At 54.2% G+C, this 20,646-nt stretch carries 22 protein-coding genes; 11 read left to right on the forward strand and 11 right to left on the reverse strand.

The window, feature by feature from the left end:
- Positions 1 to 18: 18 nt before the first annotated feature.
- Genes purE through ACO08I_RS23510 form a run of 3 tightly spaced genes read right to left on the reverse strand, consistent with a single transcriptional unit; the run spans position 19 to position 2,477 of the window.
- Positions 19 to 522, reverse strand: coding sequence for a 5-(carboxyamino)imidazole ribonucleotide mutase (gene purE, locus ACO08I_RS23500; RefSeq protein WP_421947295.1), 504 nt, complete (start codon positions 520 to 522; stop codon positions 19 to 21).
- 29 nt (positions 523 to 551) lie between these two features.
- The gene (locus ACO08I_RS23505; RefSeq protein WP_421947296.1) at positions 552 to 1,736 is read right to left on the reverse strand and encodes a WG repeat-containing protein; all 1,185 of its coding nucleotides are present in this window, start codon (positions 1,734 to 1,736) and stop codon (positions 552 to 554) included.
- A gap of 24 nt (positions 1,737 to 1,760) precedes the next feature.
- Positions 1,761 to 2,477 (reverse strand): NUDIX hydrolase, encoded by a 717-nt coding sequence (locus tag ACO08I_RS23510; RefSeq protein ID WP_293568695.1) that lies wholly within the window; start codon positions 2,475 to 2,477, stop codon positions 1,761 to 1,763.
- 292 nt (positions 2,478 to 2,769) lie between these two features.
- Between ACO08I_RS23510 and ACO08I_RS23515 the strand changes: the two genes are divergently transcribed.
- The 6 genes from ACO08I_RS23515 (at position 2,770) to ACO08I_RS23540 (ending at position 9,818) form a co-directional block, all read left to right on the forward strand.
- A complete protein-coding gene (locus ACO08I_RS23515; RefSeq protein WP_282780189.1) occupies positions 2,770 to 3,462 on the forward strand; it encodes a tetratricopeptide repeat protein in 693 nt (230 codons plus the stop codon).
- A 93-nt stretch (positions 3,463 to 3,555) separates the two neighbouring features.
- Positions 3,556 to 4,074, forward strand: coding sequence for a 6,7-dimethyl-8-ribityllumazine synthase (gene ribH / locus ACO08I_RS23520; RefSeq protein ID WP_044215788.1), 519 nt, complete (start codon positions 3,556 to 3,558; stop codon positions 4,072 to 4,074).
- A 35-nt stretch (positions 4,075 to 4,109) separates the two neighbouring features.
- Positions 4,110 to 4,964: an MBL fold metallo-hydrolase gene (locus tag ACO08I_RS23525; protein ID WP_421947297.1), complete on the forward strand. Its 855-nt coding sequence runs from the start codon at positions 4,110 to 4,112 to the stop codon at positions 4,962 to 4,964.
- Between the two features lie 248 nt (positions 4,965 to 5,212).
- The gene (locus tag ACO08I_RS23530; protein WP_421947298.1) at positions 5,213 to 6,460 is read left to right on the forward strand and encodes a M28 family peptidase; all 1,248 of its coding nucleotides are present in this window, start codon (positions 5,213 to 5,215) and stop codon (positions 6,458 to 6,460) included.
- A gap of 10 nt (positions 6,461 to 6,470) precedes the next feature.
- Positions 6,471 to 8,135 (forward strand): PHP domain-containing protein, encoded by a 1,665-nt coding sequence (locus ACO08I_RS23535; RefSeq protein ID WP_421947299.1) that lies wholly within the window; start codon positions 6,471 to 6,473, stop codon positions 8,133 to 8,135.
- Positions 8,136 to 8,750: 615 nt separating this feature from the next.
- Positions 8,751 to 9,818, forward strand: coding sequence for a hypothetical protein (locus ACO08I_RS23540; protein WP_421947300.1), 1,068 nt, complete (start codon positions 8,751 to 8,753; stop codon positions 9,816 to 9,818).
- Here ACO08I_RS23540 and ACO08I_RS23545 read toward each other — a convergent pair.
- Complete coding sequence (locus tag ACO08I_RS23545; protein ID WP_282780179.1) at positions 9,815 to 10,570, reverse strand: glucose 1-dehydrogenase; 756 nt, start codon at positions 10,568 to 10,570, stop codon at positions 9,815 to 9,817. The two genes, ACO08I_RS23540 and ACO08I_RS23545, sit on opposite strands and share 4 nt — an antisense overlap.
- 189 nt (positions 10,571 to 10,759) lie before the next feature.
- A complete protein-coding gene (locus ACO08I_RS23550) occupies positions 10,760 to 11,923 on the reverse strand; it encodes a transglutaminase domain-containing protein (protein WP_282780177.1) in 1,164 nt (387 codons plus the stop codon).
- A gap of 170 nt (positions 11,924 to 12,093) precedes the next feature.
- Here ACO08I_RS23550 and ACO08I_RS23555 point away from each other — a divergent pair, with 170 nt between their 5' ends.
- Positions 12,094 to 12,549, forward strand: coding sequence for a PepSY-like domain-containing protein (locus ACO08I_RS23555; RefSeq protein ID WP_282780175.1), 456 nt, complete (start codon positions 12,094 to 12,096; stop codon positions 12,547 to 12,549).
- A gap of 2 nt (positions 12,550 to 12,551) precedes the next feature.
- Here ACO08I_RS23555 and ACO08I_RS23560 read toward each other — a convergent pair whose 3' ends face one another.
- Both ACO08I_RS23560 and ACO08I_RS23565 read right to left on the reverse strand, forming a co-directional pair.
- Positions 12,552 to 12,911, reverse strand: a complete 360-nt coding sequence (locus ACO08I_RS23560) for a hypothetical protein (protein ID WP_282780173.1) — start codon at positions 12,909 to 12,911, stop codon at positions 12,552 to 12,554.
- Positions 12,908 to 13,495: a hypothetical protein gene (locus tag ACO08I_RS23565; RefSeq protein ID WP_282780172.1), complete on the reverse strand. Its 588-nt coding sequence runs from the start codon at positions 13,493 to 13,495 to the stop codon at positions 12,908 to 12,910. The genes ACO08I_RS23560 and ACO08I_RS23565 overlap by 4 nt, the downstream gene beginning before the upstream one ends.
- A gap of 156 nt (positions 13,496 to 13,651) precedes the next feature.
- On the opposite strand from ACO08I_RS23565, the gene ACO08I_RS23570 reads away from it, so the two are divergent.
- The 4 genes from ACO08I_RS23570 (at position 13,652) to ACO08I_RS23585 (ending at position 16,930) form a co-directional block, all read left to right on the forward strand.
- Positions 13,652 to 14,176 carry a hypothetical protein gene (locus ACO08I_RS23570; RefSeq protein ID WP_282780170.1) on the forward strand — a complete coding sequence of 175 codons (525 nt, stop codon included), beginning with the start codon at positions 13,652 to 13,654 and terminating at the stop codon, positions 14,174 to 14,176.
- An 83-nt stretch (positions 14,177 to 14,259) separates the two neighbouring features.
- The gene (locus tag ACO08I_RS23575; RefSeq protein WP_044215770.1) at positions 14,260 to 14,652 is read left to right on the forward strand and encodes a hypothetical protein; all 393 of its coding nucleotides are present in this window, start codon (positions 14,260 to 14,262) and stop codon (positions 14,650 to 14,652) included.
- 22 nt (positions 14,653 to 14,674) lie between these two features.
- Positions 14,675 to 15,967 carry a hypothetical protein gene (locus ACO08I_RS23580; RefSeq protein ID WP_421947301.1) on the forward strand — a complete coding sequence of 431 codons (1,293 nt, stop codon included), beginning with the start codon at positions 14,675 to 14,677 and terminating at the stop codon, positions 15,965 to 15,967.
- Between the two features lie 129 nt (positions 15,968 to 16,096).
- Complete coding sequence (locus ACO08I_RS23585) at positions 16,097 to 16,930, forward strand: DUF6252 family protein (RefSeq protein ID WP_282780165.1); 834 nt, start codon at positions 16,097 to 16,099, stop codon at positions 16,928 to 16,930.
- Here ACO08I_RS23585 and ACO08I_RS23590 read toward each other — a convergent pair.
- From ACO08I_RS23590 to ACO08I_RS23605, 4 genes are read right to left on the reverse strand one after another with little or no spacing between them, the layout of a single operon-like run.
- The gene (locus ACO08I_RS23590) at positions 16,924 to 17,913 is read right to left on the reverse strand and encodes a Gfo/Idh/MocA family protein (RefSeq protein ID WP_421947302.1); all 990 of its coding nucleotides are present in this window, start codon (positions 17,911 to 17,913) and stop codon (positions 16,924 to 16,926) included. The two genes, ACO08I_RS23585 and ACO08I_RS23590, sit on opposite strands and share 7 nt — an antisense overlap.
- Positions 17,914 to 17,917: 4 nt before the next feature.
- Positions 17,918 to 18,742, reverse strand: a complete 825-nt coding sequence (locus ACO08I_RS23595; RefSeq protein ID WP_282780161.1) for an SDR family oxidoreductase — start codon at positions 18,740 to 18,742, stop codon at positions 17,918 to 17,920.
- Positions 18,743 to 18,753: 11 nt separating this feature from the next.
- On the reverse strand, positions 18,754 to 19,668 hold the full coding sequence (locus ACO08I_RS23600; protein WP_282780159.1) for a glutaminase: 915 nt from the start codon (positions 19,666 to 19,668) through the stop codon (positions 18,754 to 18,756).
- Positions 19,669 to 19,670: 2 nt separating this feature from the next.
- Positions 19,671 to 20,570: a hypothetical protein gene (locus tag ACO08I_RS23605; protein WP_421947303.1), complete on the reverse strand. Its 900-nt coding sequence runs from the start codon at positions 20,568 to 20,570 to the stop codon at positions 19,671 to 19,673.
- Between the last annotated feature and the right edge of the window lie 76 nt (positions 20,571 to 20,646).

Genomic DNA, 20,646 nt, shown 5'->3' on the forward strand with positions numbered 1-20,646 from the left:
CCTATCTTCCAGCCCAACTCATTTCCGGTAATCCTCATACCCCTCCGCTTCAAGGCGTGTATATTTCACCTTGACCCCTTCAGCGAGGCCCTGCTTGTAGGCCAAAATACGCCCCTGTACCACCTCATCCTGCGCACCGATGATCTGAGCCGCGAGTATGCCCGCATTCTTAGCAGCATTGAGGGCTACCGTAGCTACTGGCACGCCATTGGGCATTTGGAGGATAGACAGGACCGAGTCCCAACCGTCAATAGAATTGGAGGATTTCACCGGTACGCCAATCACGGGTAGTGGCGACAGGGAGGCGACCATGCCCGGCAGGTGAGCAGCCCCGCCCGCTCCGGCAATAATGGCTTTGATGCCCCTGCCGTGGGCCTGTTTGGCAAACTCAAACATCCGCTCCGGCGTCCGGTGGGCCGAAACGATGGTAACTTCAAAGGGGATGTCCAGTTCCTTTAGCACATCGGCGGCCTGCCGCATAACGGGCAAGTCGGAGTCTGATCCCATAATAATGCTAATCATATCTTTTATTTTGTTTTTTCCTGTCAAAATTATCGTCCCGGTGCCAGCCCCTCGGAGAAATCTCTTACATCCTGAAAGTTGGTGGGGATCGCAATCGCTCCGGTCGTGTCGATGAAGGCCATGCCGTTGCGGGTGGCGACCCGTGCCAGCCCCTCCGAAAAGCCCCAGGCCAGAAAGAACTCAGGAGGGGTAATGACCCGCCCGTCCTGATGCAGGTACCCCCAGCGCCGCCCCATCCGGTAGGGGATGAGCCCTTCGCTAAAGGACATCAGCTGGTCAAACTGTGCCGGCACGATCTCCTCGCCGTTCCGGTCGATGAAGCCGTAATGCCCTTCCTGCTCAAAGGCCCAGAAGTTTTCACCTACGTACCAGAGTTGCTGGTAAGCGTTGCCCGTGATGAGCTGTCCGTTGGGGCCAATGAGTTGGTACAGGCTATCCCGGCTGACTACCGCCCGGTCATTCGTAAAGTCCCGGGCATCCAGCCATTCAAAGGGGACTGCGGTTTGGCCATCCGGGCGCAGAAAACCATAATACCCCTCCTGCCGTGCCCGGATACGCCGGTTTGACATGGGGTCCGTTTTCGCGTAAGCGGCGGGTATTATCCATTGCCCCAGGGTATCAATAAGTCCGTATTTGCCTCCTGACCTCACTGCGGCTGTGCCATTCTGAAAATCGGAAGCCCGCTCAAAGGTCGGTCCAATGATAAGGGCGCCTTGACCATTAAGATAACCATATTGTGCTCCAACGCGCACCCTGGCCCGCCCTTCTTCAAAGTCATTCAGCTGATCGTAGCCCGGATCGATCACCCATTCGCCACTCCGGTTGATGAAACCCATTTTGCTGTCGGGGTAGGTCAGCACCCGTGCCAGCCCTTCCCGAAAAGGGAAAGCAGCCTGAAACTGCGGTTCAATGGCCATACGCCCTTCCGGATCAATATAACCCCAGTATCCGCCCAGGCGCACCGCCGCCAGCCCTTCTGAAAAAGCCCGTACTTCGTCGAAGCGGGGCGGGATGCGAAAACGCCCGTTTCGCCCAATAAAGCCCCAGGGCTGTTCTGCCCTATCAAAGTCCTCCGCCCGGCCGGGTAAGGTTGCCGTCGAATCCTGAGCGTGCTTTTCCGCAGGTGGCGGGTCATCCTTGCAACCTGGCAAAAGCAAAAGGCTGCTGAGCAAAATCATGGTAGAAGTACCGGTGAAGAAACGTGCGGCAGGCATAGCAGGCAGTTCGGCTGAATCAATTTATATTTCGAAGTCTACTCCCCGGCGGAGTAAGTCGTCGTACCGCTCCCGGAAGAGTTGCTCGTAGGCTTCCTTGTCAAAACTATACAACTTGGCAGGGCGGTGGGCCACGTTTTCCTGTTTGCCCACCTCGCGCAGCACGCCCATTTTGAGAATGCGGGTGCGGAAGTTGCGCTTGTTGAGCTCGTCCACGCCCAGTACCGTCTCATACAATTGCTGCAACTGAGAAAGGGTAAACTGCTCGGGCAGCAGCTCGAAGCCAATGGGCTGATAGCGTACCTTGGCCCGCAGGCGGTTGGTCGCCATCTGCAGGATTTTGTCATGGTCAAACGCCAGTGGCGGGAGCTCCTGCACCGGGAACCATTCCACCTGCCGGGCATCAGAAGCCGCCTCAACGGGGTGCTCGCTCAGGTTGACCAGCGCGTAGTAAGCCACGCTGACCACCCGGCCCCGGGGGTCGCGCTCCGGCGCACCAAAGGTGAAAAGCTGCTCAATGAACACATCCCGGACGCCGGTCTCTTCCTCCAGCTCGCGCAGGGCAGCTGCCTCCAGGCTCTCGTCCATATCCACAAAGCCGCCCGGCAGGGCCCAGCGCCCGGCAAACGGGTCATTCTTGCGCTGTATCAGCAGCACTTTCAGCTGATGGCTCTCATCCAGTCCGAAAATCACACAGTCCACGGTCAGGGCCGGCCGTGGGTACTCATAAGTATAAGCCATGCCAACGGGTTGTTTACGCTTAACAAAGTGGTCACCGACGATAAATGTCGGGCTTACAGTCCAGACATTCATCGTCTGGGATCTATGATTTGCGACATCGGCCACTGACGAAGCGTAGCTTGTCAGGACAGGCGCAGGCCACTTTCCAGCGTTAATGCCGACATCAAGTCGGTTTGCTATGGCAAACCACTTTATCGTCGGTATATTACGTTGGGTGAAATTAAGGAAATTAATTTGCCGCTATCAAACTTTACCTTATTTTTGCCCAGCTTTTCAAAAACTGTAAGTTATAATGGCAAGAAGAAAAAGAAATCAGAAGCAGTCAGACGAGACGTTGGTAGATATTGTGGAGGTGCGCGATCAGGCGCAGGGCTTCATGGACGCCAATCAGAATTATATCTTTGGTGGCCTGGTGGCGCTCGTTCTCATCGTAGGCGGCTTCCTCGCCTATAAGAATTTTTATCAGAAGCCGAAGCAGCAGGAAGCGGTGGAGCAGATGTTCCGGGCGCAGCAGCGCTTCGAACAGGATTCCTTTGCACTGGCACTCACCAACCCCGGTGGCGGCTACATGGGCTTCCTTGATGTAATCGACAACTACGGCGGTACCGATGCCGGTAATATGGCTAAGTACTACGCTGGCGTTTCTTACCTGCACCTGGGCAAGTACGAGGCTGCACTCGACTACCTGAAGGACTACAGCCCGGCGGGTGAAGTGACACCGGTCATGAAGCATGGCGCCCTTGGCGATGCGTACTCCGAGCTGGGTGACTTCGATGCGGCAATGAAGCAGTACAAAAAGGCAGTCAGTGCCGGCGATAACGAAGTGCTGACGCCCTACTACCTGAAGAAGATTGGAATGTTGCACGAGCGCAACGGCAATATGGCCGATGCCAGGGCTTCCTACGAGCGTATCAAGGAAGAATACCCTGGTTCTCCGGTAAGCCGCGATATCGAAAAGTATATCGTCCGCGCTTCTCAGGGATAATTTCCCGCTGCATTAAACTACTATCGGAAAGGTAAGGTTCTTCTTTGATGAGAGCCTTACCTTTTCTAATTTGTCCCCTAATCCACATCAATTATGGCAAGTGCATTAAAGAACCTTTCCACCTACGACGAAGCGCAATTGCCCTCCGCAGAGGAGTTTGCCTTTGGTATCGTGGTGGCCGACTGGAACCCCGAAATTACCCACGCGCTCTACGAGGGCTGCTACGACACCCTTATCAAACACGGCGCGAAGGAAGCCAATATCCATACCGCTCAGGTGCCTGGCTCCTTTGAGCTGCCGGCTGGCGCCAAAATGATGATCGACAAGCACAAACTCGATGCCGTCATCTGCCTGGGCTGCGTCATTAAAGGCGAAACTTCCCACAATGAGTACATCAATCAGGCGGTGGCCAGCGGGCTCACCAACCTAAGCATGGTATACGGTAAACCGTTCATTTTTGGGGTCCTTACGCCAAATACCGAAGAGCAGGCCCGGGACCGCGCGGGCGGTAAGCACGGCAATAAAGGCGTGGAAGCGGCCGTAACCGCTATCCGTATGGCGGCTTTGAAGGACTCTTTGAAAGCTGGGCAGTCCCGTATTGGTTTTTCTTAATGCTCTTTTACTGATTACACCCAAAACACCATATAATGACCATCCACATCATAGAAACCGGGTATTTCAAGTTGGACGGCGGCGCCATGTTCGGCGTGGTGCCCAAGACCCTCTGGCAAAAGAAAAACAAGCCCGACGAAAATAACCTTTGCACCTGGTCTATGCGCTGCCTGCTCATTGAGCACGGGGAGCGCCGTATACTGGTAGACACCGGTATTGGCGATAAGCAGGACGAGAAATTTCGCTCCCACTTTGAGCCGCACGGAGAAGCTTCCCTCCTGGGCAGCCTTCGAAAAGCAGGCTTCGAGCCCGAGTCCATCACCGATGTATTGCTGACCCACCTGCACTTTGACCATGTGGGCGGAGCGGTGAAGTACGATGCGGATAAGAACCTTGTGCCTGCTTTCCCCAATGCCACCTACTGGTCTAACGAGGTGCATTACAACTGGGCTTATTATCCTAATCCACGGGAAAAGGCTTCCTTCCTGAAAGAAAATTTTGTGCCCCTGAAAAAGGCGGGCGTTCTCCAGTTCATCGACGTACAGAAAGATGATCTGGAATGGCTGCCCGGTATCGATATCCGCTTCGTCTACGGGCATACGGAAGCGATGATGGTGCCGATTTTCCATCAGGGCGATCATACCCTCGTCTACTGTGCGGATGTGATCCCCTCCTCCTTCCACATTGGTATGCCCTACGTGATGAGCTACGACCTGCGCCCCCTCGATACCATGCGGGAAAAGGGGCGTATCCTGGAAGATGGCGTAGACCGGGGGCATTATCTGTTCTTTGAGCATGACCCTTTCACCGCCTGCGCACAGGTAGAGCGCAATGACCGGAGCCACATCGCCAAAGGAGCGGATGTGGATGTGGAGGCTTTATTCCAATAGACTTGTTCAGCTAGGCCTGAACGAGCGAAAGTGTAGCAAATTTTATTTTGATCCAGGCAAAAAACGTAGGCGATGCCTAAGCATCGGCGAGGCTTTTTAACGACGAGCAAGATAAAATTTGCCACTTGCAGCTGTTTGAGGCTCTAGTTGAACAAGTCTAATAAATTTTGATTTTCTGACAACCGGGTGACAGCCGGAATACCGCTTTGGCTGTTCACTCCAAATAAACGCTACAAAAACATCAACCAATGATTCTGAACGGTACTTCAAAGATAGGTTACGCCCTCGCTTTAGCCCTTGTATTGGGGCTTTCGCCAATGACTTCAACCGCGCAGCACGACCCTGCCCTCCAACTGCAGGTCGATGTCGTTTACCTGGCTTCTGATCTGCTGCAGGGGCGGGAGACCGGCAAAAAGGGCGAGCGCATGGCCGCCGATTACATCGCCTATCGCTTCGAAGAAATAGGGCTGGAGCCCAAAGGGTACGGGGGCGAATGGTATCAGGATTTTGAGGTGCAGTACAAAGCGCACCCTCATGCTAAAGAAACGGAAGAGCGCACCGCCCGCAACGTCATTGGCTACCTCGACAACGGCGCAGATTACACCATCGTCATCGGCGCGCACTACGACCACCTGGGGCACGGCATCATGGGGTCCCGCCACACAGGCGACCCGGCCATCCATAATGGGGCAGATGATAACGCAAGCGGCGTAGCCGGGATTTTCCGCCTGGCAGAGGTGCTCTCTGAAGGCAAATCCACCAATAACAACTACCTGTTCATCGCTTTTTCAGGTGAGGAAATGGGCTTATTTGGCTCGAAATATTACGTCCAAAACCCCACCATCAACCTGAAGAAAGTCAACTACATGCTCAATCTCGACATGGTGGGCCGCCTTAATGAAGAAAAGACCCTGTCCGTCAACGGTGCCGGTACTTCACCCGAATGGGATGGATCGCTCGCAGATTTATCCGTGGGAGGTATTTCCACGGTCGTTTCAGAGTCTGGCATTGGGCCAAGCGATCACACTTCCTTCTACCTGGAGGATATCCCCGTGCTGCATTTCTTCACCGGCCAGCATGAAGACTACCACAAGCCGGAAGACGACTCCGAGCTGGTCAACTACAAAGGCCTGTTGCTCACCACAGACTACATCCTGGCACTGATCGAGGAACTGGACGATGCAGGTAAAATTGCATTCACCAAAACCAAGGACGAGCAGGAAAGCCGCCGCCCGGCAGCATACAAAGTGACGCTCGGTGTCATGCCGGACTATGTCTTTCAGGGCACCGGCATGCGCATCGATGGTGTGATGGAGGGGCGCACAGCGGATAATGCGGGCATGAAGAAAGGAGACATCATCCTGAAAATTGGTGATACAGCGGTCAAAGACATCTACGGCTACATGGAAGGCCTGGGCCAATTTGAGAAAGGCGACAAGACTAATGTGGTCGTCAAGCGGGGCGAAGAGACCCTGGAACTGGAAGTCGAGTTTTAAAAGCACCCCAATGACCAACAAAGAAATCGCACAACACTTTCGGCAGCTCGGGCAGCTGATGGAACTGCACGGGGAGAATCCGTTCAAAATCCGTTCCTATCAGAGTGCCTACCGCAATCTGCGCGCCTATGAGCAACCCCTCTCTGAGCTCAGTCCCGAGGAGATCGGCAGCATCAAGGGCGTAGGCAAAGCCATCAGCGGCAAAATTCAGGAGCTGTTGGATGCCGGGCAAATGGCTACCCTGGAAAAATACCGGGCCAAGACACCGGAAGGCATTCAGGAAATGCTTAACATCAAAGGCTTCGGGCCCAAGAAAATCATGGCGGTCTGGGAAGGACTGGGCGTGGAGTCCGTAGGCGAGCTCCTCTATGCAGTCAACGAAAACCGCCTTGTGGAACTCAAAGGCTTCGGGTCCAAGACGCAGGAAGAGCTCCGCAAAAAGCTGGAATACTACCAAAAGTCTAAAAACCGGTTCCACTACGCCGCCATCGAGGCGGAAGCAGAGCAACTGCTCGCAGCCGTTCAAAAAGTCCTGCCCGAAGTGCCTGTAGATTGCTGCGGTGCGATTCGCCGAAAGGCGGTGGTCATCGATGAAATAGAGATCCTGGTAGGGCAGGAGGGAGCCGCTGAAGTACTGTCAGACCTGGGCGTGCTGAAGGAGGTGAGCCCCGAAGGTGCCGCCCATGCCGCCAAAACCACCACCGAAGCGGAGGTACCCGTTAAGGTTTACACCTGCCCGGCCGCCGAATTTGGCACTCAGCTCTTCACGCTTACCGCCAGTGATACCTTCCTGGAAGCTGTAACTGCAAAAGCCCCCGCTGCAGACTGGGCCGGGCAAGCCGGCGAGCCCGCCGTTTTCAATATCCTGAAACTACCCTTCATCGCCCCGGAGCTGCGCGAGCAGGCCTGGGCACTGGAGCGCGCCCGCAACAACGACCTGCCCGAGCTCATCACCGAGGCGGACATCAAGGGGGTTGTACATGCCCATACCACCTATAGCGATGGCGCCCACACCTTACGGGAAATGGCGGAATACGCCAAAGCCCGGGGCTTTCAGTACCTCGGCCTGACCGACCACTCCAAGTCTGCGTTCTACGCCAACGGGCTGAAGCCGGAGCGTGTATTCGAACAAATGGAGGAAGTGGATGCCCTGAATCAGGAACTGGCACCCTTCCGCATCTTCAAAGGCATAGAAAGTGATATCCTCAACGATGGCAGCCTGGACTACGAGGAGGATGTGCTTAGAGCCTTTGATTTTATCATCGCCTCCGTCCACAGTAACTTGCGTATGGACGAAGACAAGGCCACACAGCGCCTCATCACGGCGATTGAAAATCCATACACCACGATGCTCGGCCACCCCACCGGCCGGCTGCTGTTGTCCCGCCCCGGCTATCCCATCGACCATCAAAAGGTCCTGGATGCCTGCGCGGCCAATGGCGTGAGCGTGGAAATCAACGCCAACCCTTACCGGCTGGACCTGGATTGGACCTGGGTGCCCTATGCGCTGGAGAAAGGTATCTTGCTCAGCATCAACCCCGATGCCCACAGCACCAGCGGCATGCACGATATCCGTTACGGCGTCTTAGCCGGCAGGAAGGGCGGGCTTACCGCTGCGGAGTGTATGAACGCACTGGACACGGAAGGTTTTGCGGCAGCCATTAGAAAGGGATAAGGCACCAAGGCAAACGCACCAAACTAAGTTTTCATTACCCAAAAATAGCGCCACACCGACCGGCAACGCTCGAAACCCAAGACCAACCTAACAAGCACGCCCGGCGAAAGGAGAGCGCCGGGCGAGCCAGCCAAACCGACCGGCAACGCTCGAAACCCAGGACCGCACTCAGCAGCCACAGCCTTGAGTTTTTGTTTCTTTTGCGTCAAGGCAAAAGAAAATGGAAGATTTGCCCAAAGCCAAACCCACCGGCAACGCTCGAAACCCAAGACCAACCTAACAAGCACGCCCGGCGAAAGGAGAGCGCCGGGCGAGGCTGAGCACCCAGGTGCCGCCTACCAAGGGCACGGCCGATTTGCGGGACTCCTCCGTCGAACATACAATTTCGGCAGCCGCCACCCGCTCTTACGAGTTTCGCGACATGTTCCAAAATTGCTCCAATTACATTCAAATTGTGGTGCGTTTGCCCTATGAAAATGCAGGTCTTGCTGTTAGATACCGGACATTCTGGTAAACAAGTACCGAAAGCCAGCTATTTGTAAGTAGATTGTTTTGTAACTTACGTGGTGCCATATTTTTTATTGGCAATTCCATGAATACCTGAAATGACTGCTCATGAAGCCCAGACTTTTACCCATATTTATCCTCCTGCTGACCGGATGTACCGCCCTGCAGGCGCAAGTCGAATTTCGCGTAATCGGTGCCGCCCAGCGCATCGATAAGATAATGGAAAGCGATTTTTACATTGCCGAAATCCAGGATGAGCGCAATTTTACCGCCAACCTCGGTATCGTAAACCGGGGAGCCGATTGTGATATCAAGCGTCCGCTGATTGCTGAATCCGAATTTTTCTCCAATCTCAAGTCCCGCATGAATGGTTGGCTCATGCATGATGCCGAAGCCGTACCTGTGGTTTTGCGGGTAAAGCAACTTTACCTTTGGGAGGACTTACGCCGCGAGCTGGAGGATGGTGAGGGCTACATCCGCCTGCACCTGTTGTTTGACGCCCCTGGCAAGCCCACACAGGAAGTGGCGGTGACCCTTTCCGGCGATCAGCTCACCGTAGCCAAAGGGCACTCCCCACGTATGGAGGACGCCTTCTTTCGTTGCCTGCAGTACTATCAGGAGCGTTGGGAGAATCAAGATTTCCGTGAAATGAGCCAAACAGAGGCCTGGGCATCAGATTCCCGGGGCTTGCAAACAGCCAGCAACTTCCTGGACCTCAAGCAGGGGCGGACGAACGCCTTCCCTGGCAAGCTTAAGCGATTGATGGGCAGGCTGGAGCGCTACCGGCTGCGCAACCGCGATCAGCATGAGCGCCATAATTTTTATGCCCTTAAAGATGGCAATGAGCTTTTTATTCGCGGTAATGCCTACCCCGGAGGCGCTCATTACTATACCCGCGTGCTGGAGAAAGGGCGCTACCTTTTCCTGGTCGACCGGGTCCACTTCCCCATCAAATCTACCTTTGTGGACGCGGGTATCCCCTCTGGCAAAACCGTTGGCATCCTCATCGATATGCAGACTGGCATGCCTCAGATCGTGACTGACGAGCTGATCGCAGAAGTACTGAAGCCCTACCCGGACCTCAAAAAGCAGTACCTGTTTCAGAATATTCTGGACTACCCGGTGCAGCTCGACCGGGTGCGCAAGGTGATTGCGGAGGTGAATAGCCGGAGTTAGATCGTAAACCCACCATCCGCCGTATACACCCCGCCGGTACAGTAACTACTGGCGGGCGCTGCCAGAAAAAGAGCCAGCCCGGCTACCTCCTCCACCGAGCCCACCCGCGGAATAGGCAGTTGCGCCAGGGCATACTTCAGGATTTTCTCGTTGCTCCACAACGCTTCGCTGAACTTGGTTTTTATCAGCCCGGGGCAGATGACATTCGCCCGGACGCCCTGCGGGCCCCATTCTTTAGCCATTACCTTCGTAAGGGAAATCAGTGCAGCCTTGCTCACGCTGTAAATGCCCAGCTGATGCTCCGGGCTCAGTCCGCCCACACTGCTAATATTGATAATGGAGCCCCCGCCAGCTTTCAGATGTGGCAGTGCCCGCTTGCACAGCTCAAACGGGCCCCTGACGTTGACATCCATAATCTTGTCGTACGCCCAGGTCTCCGTATTTTCCACCGGTCCGAATACCGGATTGGCAGCGGCATTATTGACGATGATGTCAATCCCCCCAAACGCTTCAAGGGTGCGGTCGATCAGGTTTTGGAGTTCGTCGGGCTTTCCGGCATTAGCGGCAACAGCAAGGCTTCGCTCGCCCAGCGTCTGAGCGACCTGGTCCACGGCTTCCTGTTTGCGGCTGGAGACGACGACGTTGGCACCTGCTTCGTGCAGGGCATGGGCGATAGCTTCCCCAATGCCTTTGCTGGCACCGGTGATGATGGCGGTCTTGCCGTTGAGCTGAAATTGGTCCTGTATGGGCATGTTTTTAGGATTATACGCAATACGAAGTGGTCACCGACGATAAATGTCGGGTCACTGATCCAGACATTCATCGTCTGGGATCTTGGATTTGCGACATCGGAGCAAGCCACTTCCCAGCGTAAATGCTGACATTGAGTAGGTTTGCTGTGGCAAACCACTTAATCGTCAGTATAAATGTAGTGAAAATCTTCAATTTCCACCCGAGAGCTGCTCCAGCAAACGATTACACTGCTGCAACGCGTAGCCCCGGAAATACCCCTCAGGTGGCAGCAGCAACAACTGAGCTTTAGCAGTTTCCAAAATATCCACAGTAGCCTCCGCATCAGCAGACAAAGGATGCCCATCCGGAAGTTGATACCGGCCAATCGCCTGATTGAGCAGCAACTGTGCGTAAAGCTCGCGCTGCCAGGTCTGTGGTTCGCTTAGATCCAGTGCTGTTTCGGCGTTTTCAATGGCCTGCTGCCTGAGCCGGACGATCGTATTGGCACTATCAGGGTAGGGGAGGCCTTCGGTTTGTTCATCAAAAGCCACTGCCTGATCGAATAGCGCAGCCGCCCACTGCTTTTTGGTGTAAGACGTAGTGTTAAATGCATAACTCTGACGGGCAAGGGCAAGCCGGCGCGCGGCAGGAGGCAGGCTAAGGGTGGCGGCAATGGAGTCCATGGCCGACCAGCAGGTATCCTGTTGGGTGACCTGACGGTATAGCATGGTGTGGGATTGAGCAAAAGCTTCCACGGAAACCGGGCAGGGCAGAAGCTGCCACATCGGCTGCTCGGGAAGATGCGTGAGTATGAAAACTTCCGGAGGAGTGAAGAAGTAGGACGTGCTGTAAGTCAGATGAGACTCATCCTGCACCTCACCCCAGGTAACATCGAGCAGATGCCATCGTCCATCTGCCCAAACGGCATTCCAGGCATGATCTGCCTTTTCCGGAACCTGCCGCCCCTCAGCAAGCCTGGGCGCAGCATAGCCATCGACTTTCTCGCACTGCAGGCCTGCATAACGGCAAATGGCCTGATATAATAAAGCGTAGTCCATACACAGGCCCCGCCGCCGGTCCAGGATGTCCCGCAGGTTCTGATTGATGCGCTGCCCCTTGCGCTCAGCCTGATGGTCGTACTGCAAATACCCGGACATCCAGGTGTAGACTGCCCGGGCTTTTTCCGTTTCATTTTGAGCGCCTTCCGATAGATATGCCGCCAAGCCCGGTAAGTCACGGCTAAGACTGTCCGGTGCCTGCCGGGCATGCCGGTCAATAGCCCCATACTGCGCATGGGCTGGCCAAACGCTAACAACCAAAAGGAAAGCCAATAAAAAGAGCCGGTAAAGTGGTCTTGAAAAGCTGGTGTGCATTGCAGTTCAGGTTCAATTCTTTGAAAACAACACTCCTCTCGCTAAAAAGGTCCATAATCCTGCCTGCTGGAAAGTGCACCTCCTTAAATAATTTTTTGCGTTAAAGCCAAAACATTTGTCACCCCTTAGCGTACTTATTGTCATTGGTGCAACAAAGCCAAATGTAATTTATGACCATTTTACTTAGCGTACTGATTAGCTGTTCGCTTTTTGTAGCGGGAGACGCCGTTCCTCCCAAGGTAAAAGATGCTTTCAGCCGTCAGTACATGGACGTGCCGACTGCTGCAGTGACCTGGGGCGTGGAAGAAGAAGACTTCGTAGCGACCTTCCTTGATGCCCGTGACCGCCTGGCGAAAGCCTTTTTCTCTGCCGAAGGCGAATGGGAGGAGACCCATACCCGCCTTTATCCATCTCAGTTGCCCCGCCCCGTGCGCCTGTACTACGAAGCGAATCATGAAGACAAAGACGTTTCCTTCATCGGTAGCGTACAGTATGCTGATGGTTCGGAATCCTACCGGATCGAGTGGGAAACTTACGAAGCCGTACACATTGAAGAAATCAGCCCGGAAGGGGGTGTACTGGAATCTAAGCGCTTGTCCTTTACAGAAGGGCTAGATATCTGGTAGTTCTATTCCACATACTCCTGCCTGACCACCAGGGTGAGAAACCCATTATCCTTTTCGATATACCCCTGATCGTAGCAAAAGCGGTAGACCTTGCCTGCTCTGGTGACGTACTCATTGGTGAAGTAGGCAAACTTAAACCCCTGCTCCAGCAGCTTGTCGCGGTGGACATACGCCTTTCCATTAGGGTTTAAATCTGCCATAATGCGGCGGTTCTTGCGCAGAATGTTGTTGATATTGCGCATGAAGTTGTTGAAGTCGCGGTTCAGCCGGTTGTTATGGCTGCTACGGCAGTGGGCCGAGCAAAATTTCTTGTCCGCCCGTCCGTGGAAGGACTCTCCACACTCCACACACTTTTTCTTCATAACTCGATTGGCTTTGGCCTTGGGGTCAGTAAATGATTGTAAATTTCGGCAATCCGCGGCATATCATCAAATCTGTAGCCTTTCTGTCCTATCTTTTCTGCCAGTGCAGGCGCTTTTGGGCCGAGCAACCGCCTAAGCTTGCGCCGGAACCCCCAGCGTGAAACCTTTACCATTGTCTCTTCTCCCTGCAGCCGGATCCAGTACGACCGCTGAATACTCGGTAAAGTTTGGAGCGTGTACTCCCAGGTCGCGCCCGAATCATAAGTGAGTACAAACAGTTCCATCGGCCCATTCTTATGCAAAATCCGCAAAAAACGGTGCGCGTGCTGTAGGTCTTTGCTCTCAAAGGCAAACAGCCTGCCCTGGGCTTCAAACGCAAATCCCTTGATGCGTTCGGCTTCAATCTCATAAGTATCGCCAAATCCATTGATGAATACAATGGTGCTGGTCCTGGACTGGTGCTGCATGACCCCGATATGGCCAGTCAGCTTTTTCCCGTTTTTACTCACAATGTAACCTGGCCATGGCATGCCTTGCACAAGGAGCGGACAGCAAACAAGCAGGAAAATGTAGAATTTATGCATAACTCATAAGGTTACCAATGCGGAAATAAGATACAAAAAATCCAACATCCCTGTGTGAAAAACGGGTCACGGCAGGAGTTAAAATAGCAGGATAGGACAAGTCCAAAAATGATTTCCGCTAATTCCGTACTTTAAAACCCGCAAAATGCAGTACTTATGGAACTCACGGACGCCCTTTACGAAAACTACAGCAAAGCCGGGATGGAACGAATCGCCACTCAGGTAGTCCAAGGCGCCTGGCCCTTCGAAGCACTGTGGCACATCATCAAAACCGGTGAACCTCCGCTGCCCCAACGGGCCGCCTGGGCCATGGACCACACGCTGGAGCGCCAACCGGAGTTGCTGAATACCATCCTGGATGATGCCGTAGCTGCCCTGCTACAGCCACAGCACGATGCAGTGTACCGTATGCTGCTCAAGGGCTTTGACCGCCTGCCTGATATCCCCGAGGATCATCAGGGCGTGCTTTACGACCGGGCTATCCGCTGGATACTCGACCCCAAAGCTGGCGTGGCTGTGCGTGTGTTCTCCATCTCGCTTGCCGCCAAAATAGCAGCGGGTATTCCTGAATTGCAGGAAGAAGTTTGCCTGGCCATTGAAAGCCAGCTGGAATATGGCTCTGCCGGCTTTCGCAACCGGGGCGGAAAGGTGCTGAGGCGGTTTCGGAAAGCTGCAAAATAGCTCAGGAGTGCCTTTTTCCGATAGAGGGATAAAGTTCGTCGAAAAAAACTGCTCAACTGAGGGAGAAGTCCGAGCTTAACCCTATGATCCGAAAAGATTACTTCCTCAAAGTCCTGCAACAACTTACGCAGGTCATCGCCCGGGCGCTCAAATTATCGCATAGCGGCGACGCCAAAGCTGCTCTGGAATTACTGGACGGGCAGTACCAAAAGCAGCTTCAGGAGCAAAGTGAAATACTGGTCAAATACCCGGTGGAAGTACTGGCACAGCGCTACGACGAAGGGCAACTCACCCTGCTTGCCGATCTGCTCACGGCGGAAGGGGAAATCCTAATGAGCGCCACTGAAGCAGAAGCCGCCCGGGCAAGGTTAAGCAAAGCCTTGTCGCTATACCAACACCTGAATCAGGTACAGCAGGTGTATGACTTTGAGCGGGAAGGGAAGATGCAGCAGATCAGAGCATGGCTGGAAGCATAGCAATAACCTAAAACCTCACGACATGAAAATGCAACCCCTCGCTCTTGCAATTATCCTGGCAGGGCTCTTTAACGCCTGTAGCACTCCCGGGCCAATCCATCAGGAACAGCGCCTGGTATCCGCCGATATCGACCGGTTTTGGTCTGCTTATGATCAGATTCTGGCAGAACCCGATACCGCCCGGCACCTCCAAATCCTCAAAGACGTATTCATCAGCCCGGCCAGCGAAGGGCAGCAGCAATTGTTCGCCATACGCAACTATACCCCGGAGGAGTACCTGGCCAATATCCGGGCTTACCCCAGGTTTTATGCCTCCCTGCGACCTTTACTGGAACAGCGTGCGCCTATTGAAGCAGATATCCGTGCCGCCTTGGAAAAATTCCGGCAGTTGTATCCACCCATGCAGCGTGGGAAAATCTATCTCGGCATGGGCAATTTCCGGACCAACGGTACTACCGTCGATTCCATGGTGTTGTTTGGGGCGGAGATGGCCTTCACAGACTCCACTGTCCATACTTCCGAGTTTCCTCCCTCCTACCAATATTTCAAAGACTATATCAGGGATTACGACCCCATTCACAATGTCCGATTTCTGGCGGCGCACGAATTTGTGCATACGCAGCAGGCTGAGGCTTACAATACGAGCCTGCTTGCGATCGTCCTGCGGGAAGGCAGCGCCGAGTTCATCGCATCGCTTTGTATGGAGTCGCCATCGGTGGTGCCTGCTATTGCCTACGGGAAGAATCACCGCGATACCGTCTTTCAGCGCTTTAAGCAGGAGCTTTTCAATCAGCATCCCGCATGGTGGGTATGGTCGGGTGCTCCCAATCCCTTCGGGCAGCGGGACATGGGCTACTACATCGGCTATGCACTGTCTGAGCACTACTACCACCAAGCCCCTGACAAACAACAAGCCATCGCCGACCTGATTGAACTGGATTACAGCGCTGCCGCTGCCGTGGCGTCTTTCGTAGATCAAATGGGGTACTTCAAACAACCCTTAGCAAAGCTCAAAGAGGCCTACGAAGCAGCCCGCCCAACCGTCACGAAGGTGGAACAGGATGGCCATCGCTTCACCGTCCATTTCTCAGCGCCCATGGACACCCTGTACCGGGGCTTCGACTATGGCCCTTTGGGAGAAACGCATGTGCTGCGGATTGATCAATACCTGGGTTTCAGTCCGGATGGGCAGCGCTTGTCCTTTATGGCAACGCTAAAGCCGGAAAAGATTCAGCAACTGGAACTTTCCCGCCGCTTTCGCAATCTCAAGGGCATAGAGCTGCGCCCTTATCTGGTTACAACTGAAAGGGACTAAGCGCCTAGCCGGCAGGCATTGGTCTGTATGTAAGCTCCTGCCAATTTTCTCCTTTGCAGAACATGACTCTCAAAATCCGGTTAAAAAAGAAAGGCAAACCCCGCTTTTCCAGGATCGTAAAATAAATCCATGAAGTATATTTTTCCTATGCTGCTTTTAGCCATGTTATTTACACAATGCCGGGATGACGTACCCACCCTGAACCCCGATGGTAGTATGAAAGCTGCCATTGACGGCAGCTCCTGGCAGGCTGATGTGTTGGAGGCAGCTTACGTAGATGGCGAGCTGACCCTCAGTGGCAGCACTCTGGACGAACGCGCCATCGTCATGGGGGCTACCATCGGCGATTTGCAGCCCCAAACGGTAGCTTTCCTCCCCGGCAGCCCGGATGGCCTGACGTACACCTCTGTGGGAGGGGCACGCACTTATGTGTCTAACACAGCGGGTGGCGATGGCTTTCTGCGCATTACTGCAGTAGACACTGCCCGGGAATGGATCAGTGGCCGCTTCGAAGCCCGCTGCTATCGCCTGCAGGAAGGTGGTGGCGTTGAAATTACAGAAGGGGTTTTCACTAAAGTCCCTTACACGGACACCCTTCCGCCCATTTTCAGTAGTGGTGTGCGGGCAGTTATTGATGGGGCAACCTGGACTTCCGATTCCGTCGCCACGGCGCTTAGCGATGGGCAAATTCGGGTGCAATCACTGGGTGAAAATGGCCGGCAGATCCGTTTCCGGATTCCGGAAAATGCAGACCATGGCACCTATGACCTGGACCCCACCGGAGCATTCAGCGCTATTTTCATCACAATGCAGAGTGATACACTGAGTGCCGAATCAGGAACCATTAGTATTGATCTGCTTAATGAAGACCGGCGCAGGCTGGAAGGCACCTTCAACTTCGAAGCTACCGGCAGTCAGCAAGTGGTCTCCCTTGCCGATGGCCGCTTCGAGATCAACTACTGATGTTCGCCCGGATATACCAGCCCAATCTCTGCCCGGATGCGGTCCAGCGTTTCCATAAGTTCCAGGGTACGGCTCAGTGGCCAGAGCGGACTCTCCGTTAGCCCTTCGTTCAGGCACCGCATCACTTCCTGTGCTTCGTAGGAATAGCCATTGGTGTCATAGTCAAAGTGGAAATTCTGTGGCCGCCTGTCCTCTCCAATCAGGCTGAAGTGCGTAGGCTCGTGCCATCGGGTGTGTATGTGAATGGTCCCCTTTTCCCCGTAGATGAAAGCTTCTGTCTTGGTGTGCGCCAGCAGGGTCGCATGCAAATGAGCCATACGTCCGTCTCCCATTTGGAACAGTACGCCCAGCTCTTCGTCTACCCCCGTTTGCCCCATGCGGGCAATGGCTTGGATGCGCTCGGGGCGCCCCATCATCAGGTAGGCAATGAAGACCGGATAGATGCCAATATCCAGCAGTGCACCACCAGCGAGCTCCCGGTTGAATAGCCGGCTTTGGGGATTGTAATCGGCTTTAAAGCCAAAATCAGCTTTCACAGAAACCACCCGCCCGATGGCATCCGATTGAATGAGCTCCAATATCTTTTGAGTGGTGGGCAAAAACCGGGTCCAGAGGGCCTCCATAAGGAAAACCTTTTTGCGCTGCGCCAGTTCTGCCATTTCCCTTGCCTCGGTGGCATTGAATGCGAAGGCCTTCTCACAAAGCACCGGTATCCCAGCCTCAATACACGCCATGGTATTGCGGTAGTGCTCGCTGTGAGGGGTGGCAATGTAGACGACGTCTAGTTCGGGGCATTTCAGCAAGGCCTCGTAGCTATCGTAAGCGTAGGGGGCACCGTACTGCCGGGCAAATTGGTCGGCCCGGTCCTGAGAGCGGCTGGCTACGGCACTCAGGCGCGCATTGTCCAGTTTGGCAATGTCCTGTGCAAATTTATGGGCGATCTTTCCGGGGCCAATAATGCCCCAATTCCAGGTTTTACTCATGGTGTTATCTTTTTTGATAGCGCTTTTTGATTCGGTTCAGTCCCTTTTGCTTAACAATCTTTCCAATTTTCGCCCCCAGGCCGGGAAAGGCGCTTCCGATTTTCGCCAGCCATCCACGGCTCGAGGGCAGGCAGTATTCGCGCGGTTTTTGGCGTAAGACCTGGTAGAAAGCCCGTTCCACATCCTGCACGGTAAGCGGTTGGGCGCCGCCGGAAAAGCTCAGGGCGCTTTCCTCCGGGTATTGCAGTTGCACATCCAGCATATTGGTGTGCACCAGGTCTGGCGAAAGCAGGCTGACGTGGACGCCCTTATCTTCCAGCTCATACCCCGCAGCAAGGCTGAAGCCGCGTACTGCAAATTTCGACCCGGAATACAAGCTCAGCCCCTGCACCGGAGCGATACTCGCCAGAGAAGCCATATTGATGATGTGCCCATGCCCCTGTCGCGCCATTACCCTGGCCGAAAAGTGGGTGCCGTACATAACCCCAAGCGCATTGACTTCCATATGGTAGCGGATATGCTCCGGCGTGCTGTCCAACAGGAACCCCGGGCGAATGACCCCGGCGTTATTCACACAATAGTCAAGCTGCCCGAAAGCCTTCACTGCCGTCTCCACCAATTTCGCCCAGTCTGCCTCCAAGGTGACGTCCATTTGCCGGAGCAGCAGGTCATCGCTTTCGCTAAAAGCAGCTCGCAGGGCCTCGGAATTCAGGTCTGCCAACAGCAACCGGGCGCCTTGCTGTGCTAATCCTGTAGCCAGCTGCCGCCCAATGCCACTCGCAGCACCAGTAATGATAAAAGACTTTCCGTAAACTTGGGCGGCAGGCATAGGCAAGCGTTTTAAAAAATAGACATTTCGGTCATCGTCGTGAAGAGCTCCAGGGCTTTGATGCCCGCCTGTGAGTTGCCGTGCTCGTTCAGCTCAGGGCTCCATACGGCGATGGACAGCTCATTGGGGATTACCGCAACGATACCGCCGCCCACGCCACTTTTGCCCGGCAGGCCCACACAGAACGCAAACTCCCCGGCCTCATCGTAAAAGCCACAGGTCAGCATAATGGCGTTGATGCGTTTGGCCTGGCTTTTGGTCAATATGCGCTGACCATTGCGGGGGTGCACCCCGTGATTGGCGAGCAGTAGGAAGGCACTGGCCAGCTCCCTGCAATTCATCGCCACCGAACACTGATGGAAGTAGACATCAAGTACCTGCTCCACCGGCGCTTTGATGTTGTAATGGCTTTTCATGAAATTGACCAGCGCGGCATTCGTAAACCCAAACTCCCGCTCCGACCGGGCCACCTCATAATCATAGTACACATCATCAGACCCGGAAAGCTCCCGGATGAAGTCCAGCATTTGTGTTTTGGGCTTTGGGAAATGCTCGATCAGCATATCCGTAATGACCAGCGCCCCGGCATTGATGAAAGGGTTGCGGGGAATGCCCTTCTCATACTCCAGCTGTACCAGGGAGTTGAACGGATTGCCGGAAGGCTCCATGCCCACACGTTCCCACAGCGCTTCCCCGTAGATCGGGTAGGCTTGCGCCAACGCAAAAACTTTGGAAATACTCTGTATGGAAAAAGCCTCTTCCGCATCTCCTACCTGAAAAGTGTCTCCGTTAAGCGTACGTACCGCTATGCCAAACTTGCTGGCGGGCACCTTCGCCAAAGCCGGGATATAATCCGCCACCTTGCCTTTGCCGAATTCTGACCGCACCAGTTCCGCAATCTCCTCAATAATCCCCTGATAGTCCATACTTAGTCCGCTACAACCACCACCTGAAAGTCAGGGCTGACGATGACTTTGGTGATATTCCGGATTTCGTAAAACCGCAAATCCGCCACTTCCGTCCAGTTATCGTCAGTGAATTTATTGTACTGGTACAGCTTACTGCCTTTGCCCATAATCAGAGAACCATTGGGCAGTACGGCAAAATGATCTGCATTAGGCAGGGTTTCAATGAGGGTACGGGCCGGCTCCCGGCGACGGTAGAGGTTCTTTTCCATGATCTTCCAGTCGTCGTACCGGCTTTTCTGAACATAAGCGAGGTTGCCATTGGGCAGGCGCAACATGCAGGGGCCTACGTTGGTGGCCAGGGTCTGAATGTCGTCATTCGCGGTATTGACAATGGAAAGCGTCGTTGGGTCTTCTTCCTTGTAGATGGCGATTTCCCGGCTGTTGAGCCAGAGGTAGTCCTTGATGCCGCTGAGGTATTTAAAGACGGGCTTCCCGTTAGTCAGCTGATCAATAGGGAATTGCCAAAGTCGGTAGACATCATCCTGTCCGTCTTTTTCCGTACGCACAGCCGAGAAGGTGTAGTACTCCGGCATACGGGCAGGTACAAATTCCGGCTCCGGTGTTTCCGTCACACGCAGCTTGGTTTGGTTTTCCAGGTCAAGCTTGTAAAGATCGGACTGGGTTGCACCCGGCTCCTTTACGGAAATGTAAAGCTCGGTATTGCTAAAAAAGAAAGGGTCGTTGTTGAAGCCCTCGGAGTTAAAAGCGGTCAGGTAGCGGGGCTCAGTAAAGCTGATGCTGCCATCGTCCTCCTGATTGACTTTGAAGAGGTAAAGGTTAGACTTAGGGTACTCCGGCTGAGCCTGCAGGCCAATGGCTACAGCGACGAAAAACAGAATGATCGTAAATTGCTTGAGCATTGCTTATCGGTATTATTGCTGGTAAAGTTAGGACTAAAGGCTGGCATGGCAAAGTTTACCGTACAGGTAGCGCCAT

This window comes from Phaeodactylibacter xiamenensis (assembly GCF_965229835.1).
Taxonomy (GTDB): Bacteria; Bacteroidota; Bacteroidia; order Chitinophagales; family Saprospiraceae; genus Phaeodactylibacter; species Phaeodactylibacter xiamenensis.

Bases quoted from the DNA above. Each gene is read 5' to 3' on its own strand.
- purE (WP_421947295.1), bottom strand. From the start codon at position 522: ATGATTAGCATTATTATGGGATCAGACTCCGACTTGCCCGTTATGCGG.
- ACO08I_RS23505 (WP_421947296.1), bottom strand. From the start codon at position 1,736: ATGCCTGCCGCACGTTTCTTCACCGGTACTTCTACCATGATTTTGCTC.
- ACO08I_RS23510 (WP_293568695.1), bottom strand. From the start codon at position 2,477: ATGGCTTATACTTATGAGTACCCACGGCCGGCCCTGACCGTGGACTGT.
- ACO08I_RS23515 (WP_282780189.1), top strand. From the start codon at position 2,770: ATGGCAAGAAGAAAAAGAAATCAGAAGCAGTCAGACGAGACGTTGGTA.
- ribH (WP_044215788.1), top strand. From the start codon at position 3,556: ATGGCAAGTGCATTAAAGAACCTTTCCACCTACGACGAAGCGCAATTG.
- ACO08I_RS23525 (WP_421947297.1), top strand. From the start codon at position 4,110: ATGACCATCCACATCATAGAAACCGGGTATTTCAAGTTGGACGGCGGC.
- ACO08I_RS23530 (WP_421947298.1), top strand. From the start codon at position 5,213: ATGATTCTGAACGGTACTTCAAAGATAGGTTACGCCCTCGCTTTAGCC.
- ACO08I_RS23535 (WP_421947299.1), top strand. From the start codon at position 6,471: ATGACCAACAAAGAAATCGCACAACACTTTCGGCAGCTCGGGCAGCTG.
- ACO08I_RS23540 (WP_421947300.1), top strand. From the start codon at position 8,751: ATGAAGCCCAGACTTTTACCCATATTTATCCTCCTGCTGACCGGATGT.
- ACO08I_RS23545 (WP_282780179.1), bottom strand. From the start codon at position 10,570: ATGCCCATACAGGACCAATTTCAGCTCAACGGCAAGACCGCCATCATC.
- ACO08I_RS23550 (WP_282780177.1), bottom strand. From the start codon at position 11,923: ATGCACACCAGCTTTTCAAGACCACTTTACCGGCTCTTTTTATTGGCT.
- ACO08I_RS23555 (WP_282780175.1), top strand. From the start codon at position 12,094: ATGACCATTTTACTTAGCGTACTGATTAGCTGTTCGCTTTTTGTAGCG.
- ACO08I_RS23560 (WP_282780173.1), bottom strand. From the start codon at position 12,911: ATGAAGAAAAAGTGTGTGGAGTGTGGAGAGTCCTTCCACGGACGGGCG.
- ACO08I_RS23565 (WP_282780172.1), bottom strand. From the start codon at position 13,495: ATGCATAAATTCTACATTTTCCTGCTTGTTTGCTGTCCGCTCCTTGTG.
- ACO08I_RS23570 (WP_282780170.1), top strand. From the start codon at position 13,652: ATGGAACTCACGGACGCCCTTTACGAAAACTACAGCAAAGCCGGGATG.
- ACO08I_RS23575 (WP_044215770.1), top strand. From the start codon at position 14,260: ATGATCCGAAAAGATTACTTCCTCAAAGTCCTGCAACAACTTACGCAG.
- ACO08I_RS23580 (WP_421947301.1), top strand. From the start codon at position 14,675: ATGAAAATGCAACCCCTCGCTCTTGCAATTATCCTGGCAGGGCTCTTT.
- ACO08I_RS23585 (WP_282780165.1), top strand. From the start codon at position 16,097: ATGAAGTATATTTTTCCTATGCTGCTTTTAGCCATGTTATTTACACAA.
- ACO08I_RS23590 (WP_421947302.1), bottom strand. From the start codon at position 17,913: ATGAGTAAAACCTGGAATTGGGGCATTATTGGCCCCGGAAAGATCGCC.
- ACO08I_RS23595 (WP_282780161.1), bottom strand. From the start codon at position 18,742: ATGCCTGCCGCCCAAGTTTACGGAAAGTCTTTTATCATTACTGGTGCT.
- ACO08I_RS23600 (WP_282780159.1), bottom strand. From the start codon at position 19,668: ATGGACTATCAGGGGATTATTGAGGAGATTGCGGAACTGGTGCGGTCA.
- ACO08I_RS23605 (WP_421947303.1), bottom strand. From the start codon at position 20,570: ATGCTCAAGCAATTTACGATCATTCTGTTTTTCGTCGCTGTAGCCATT.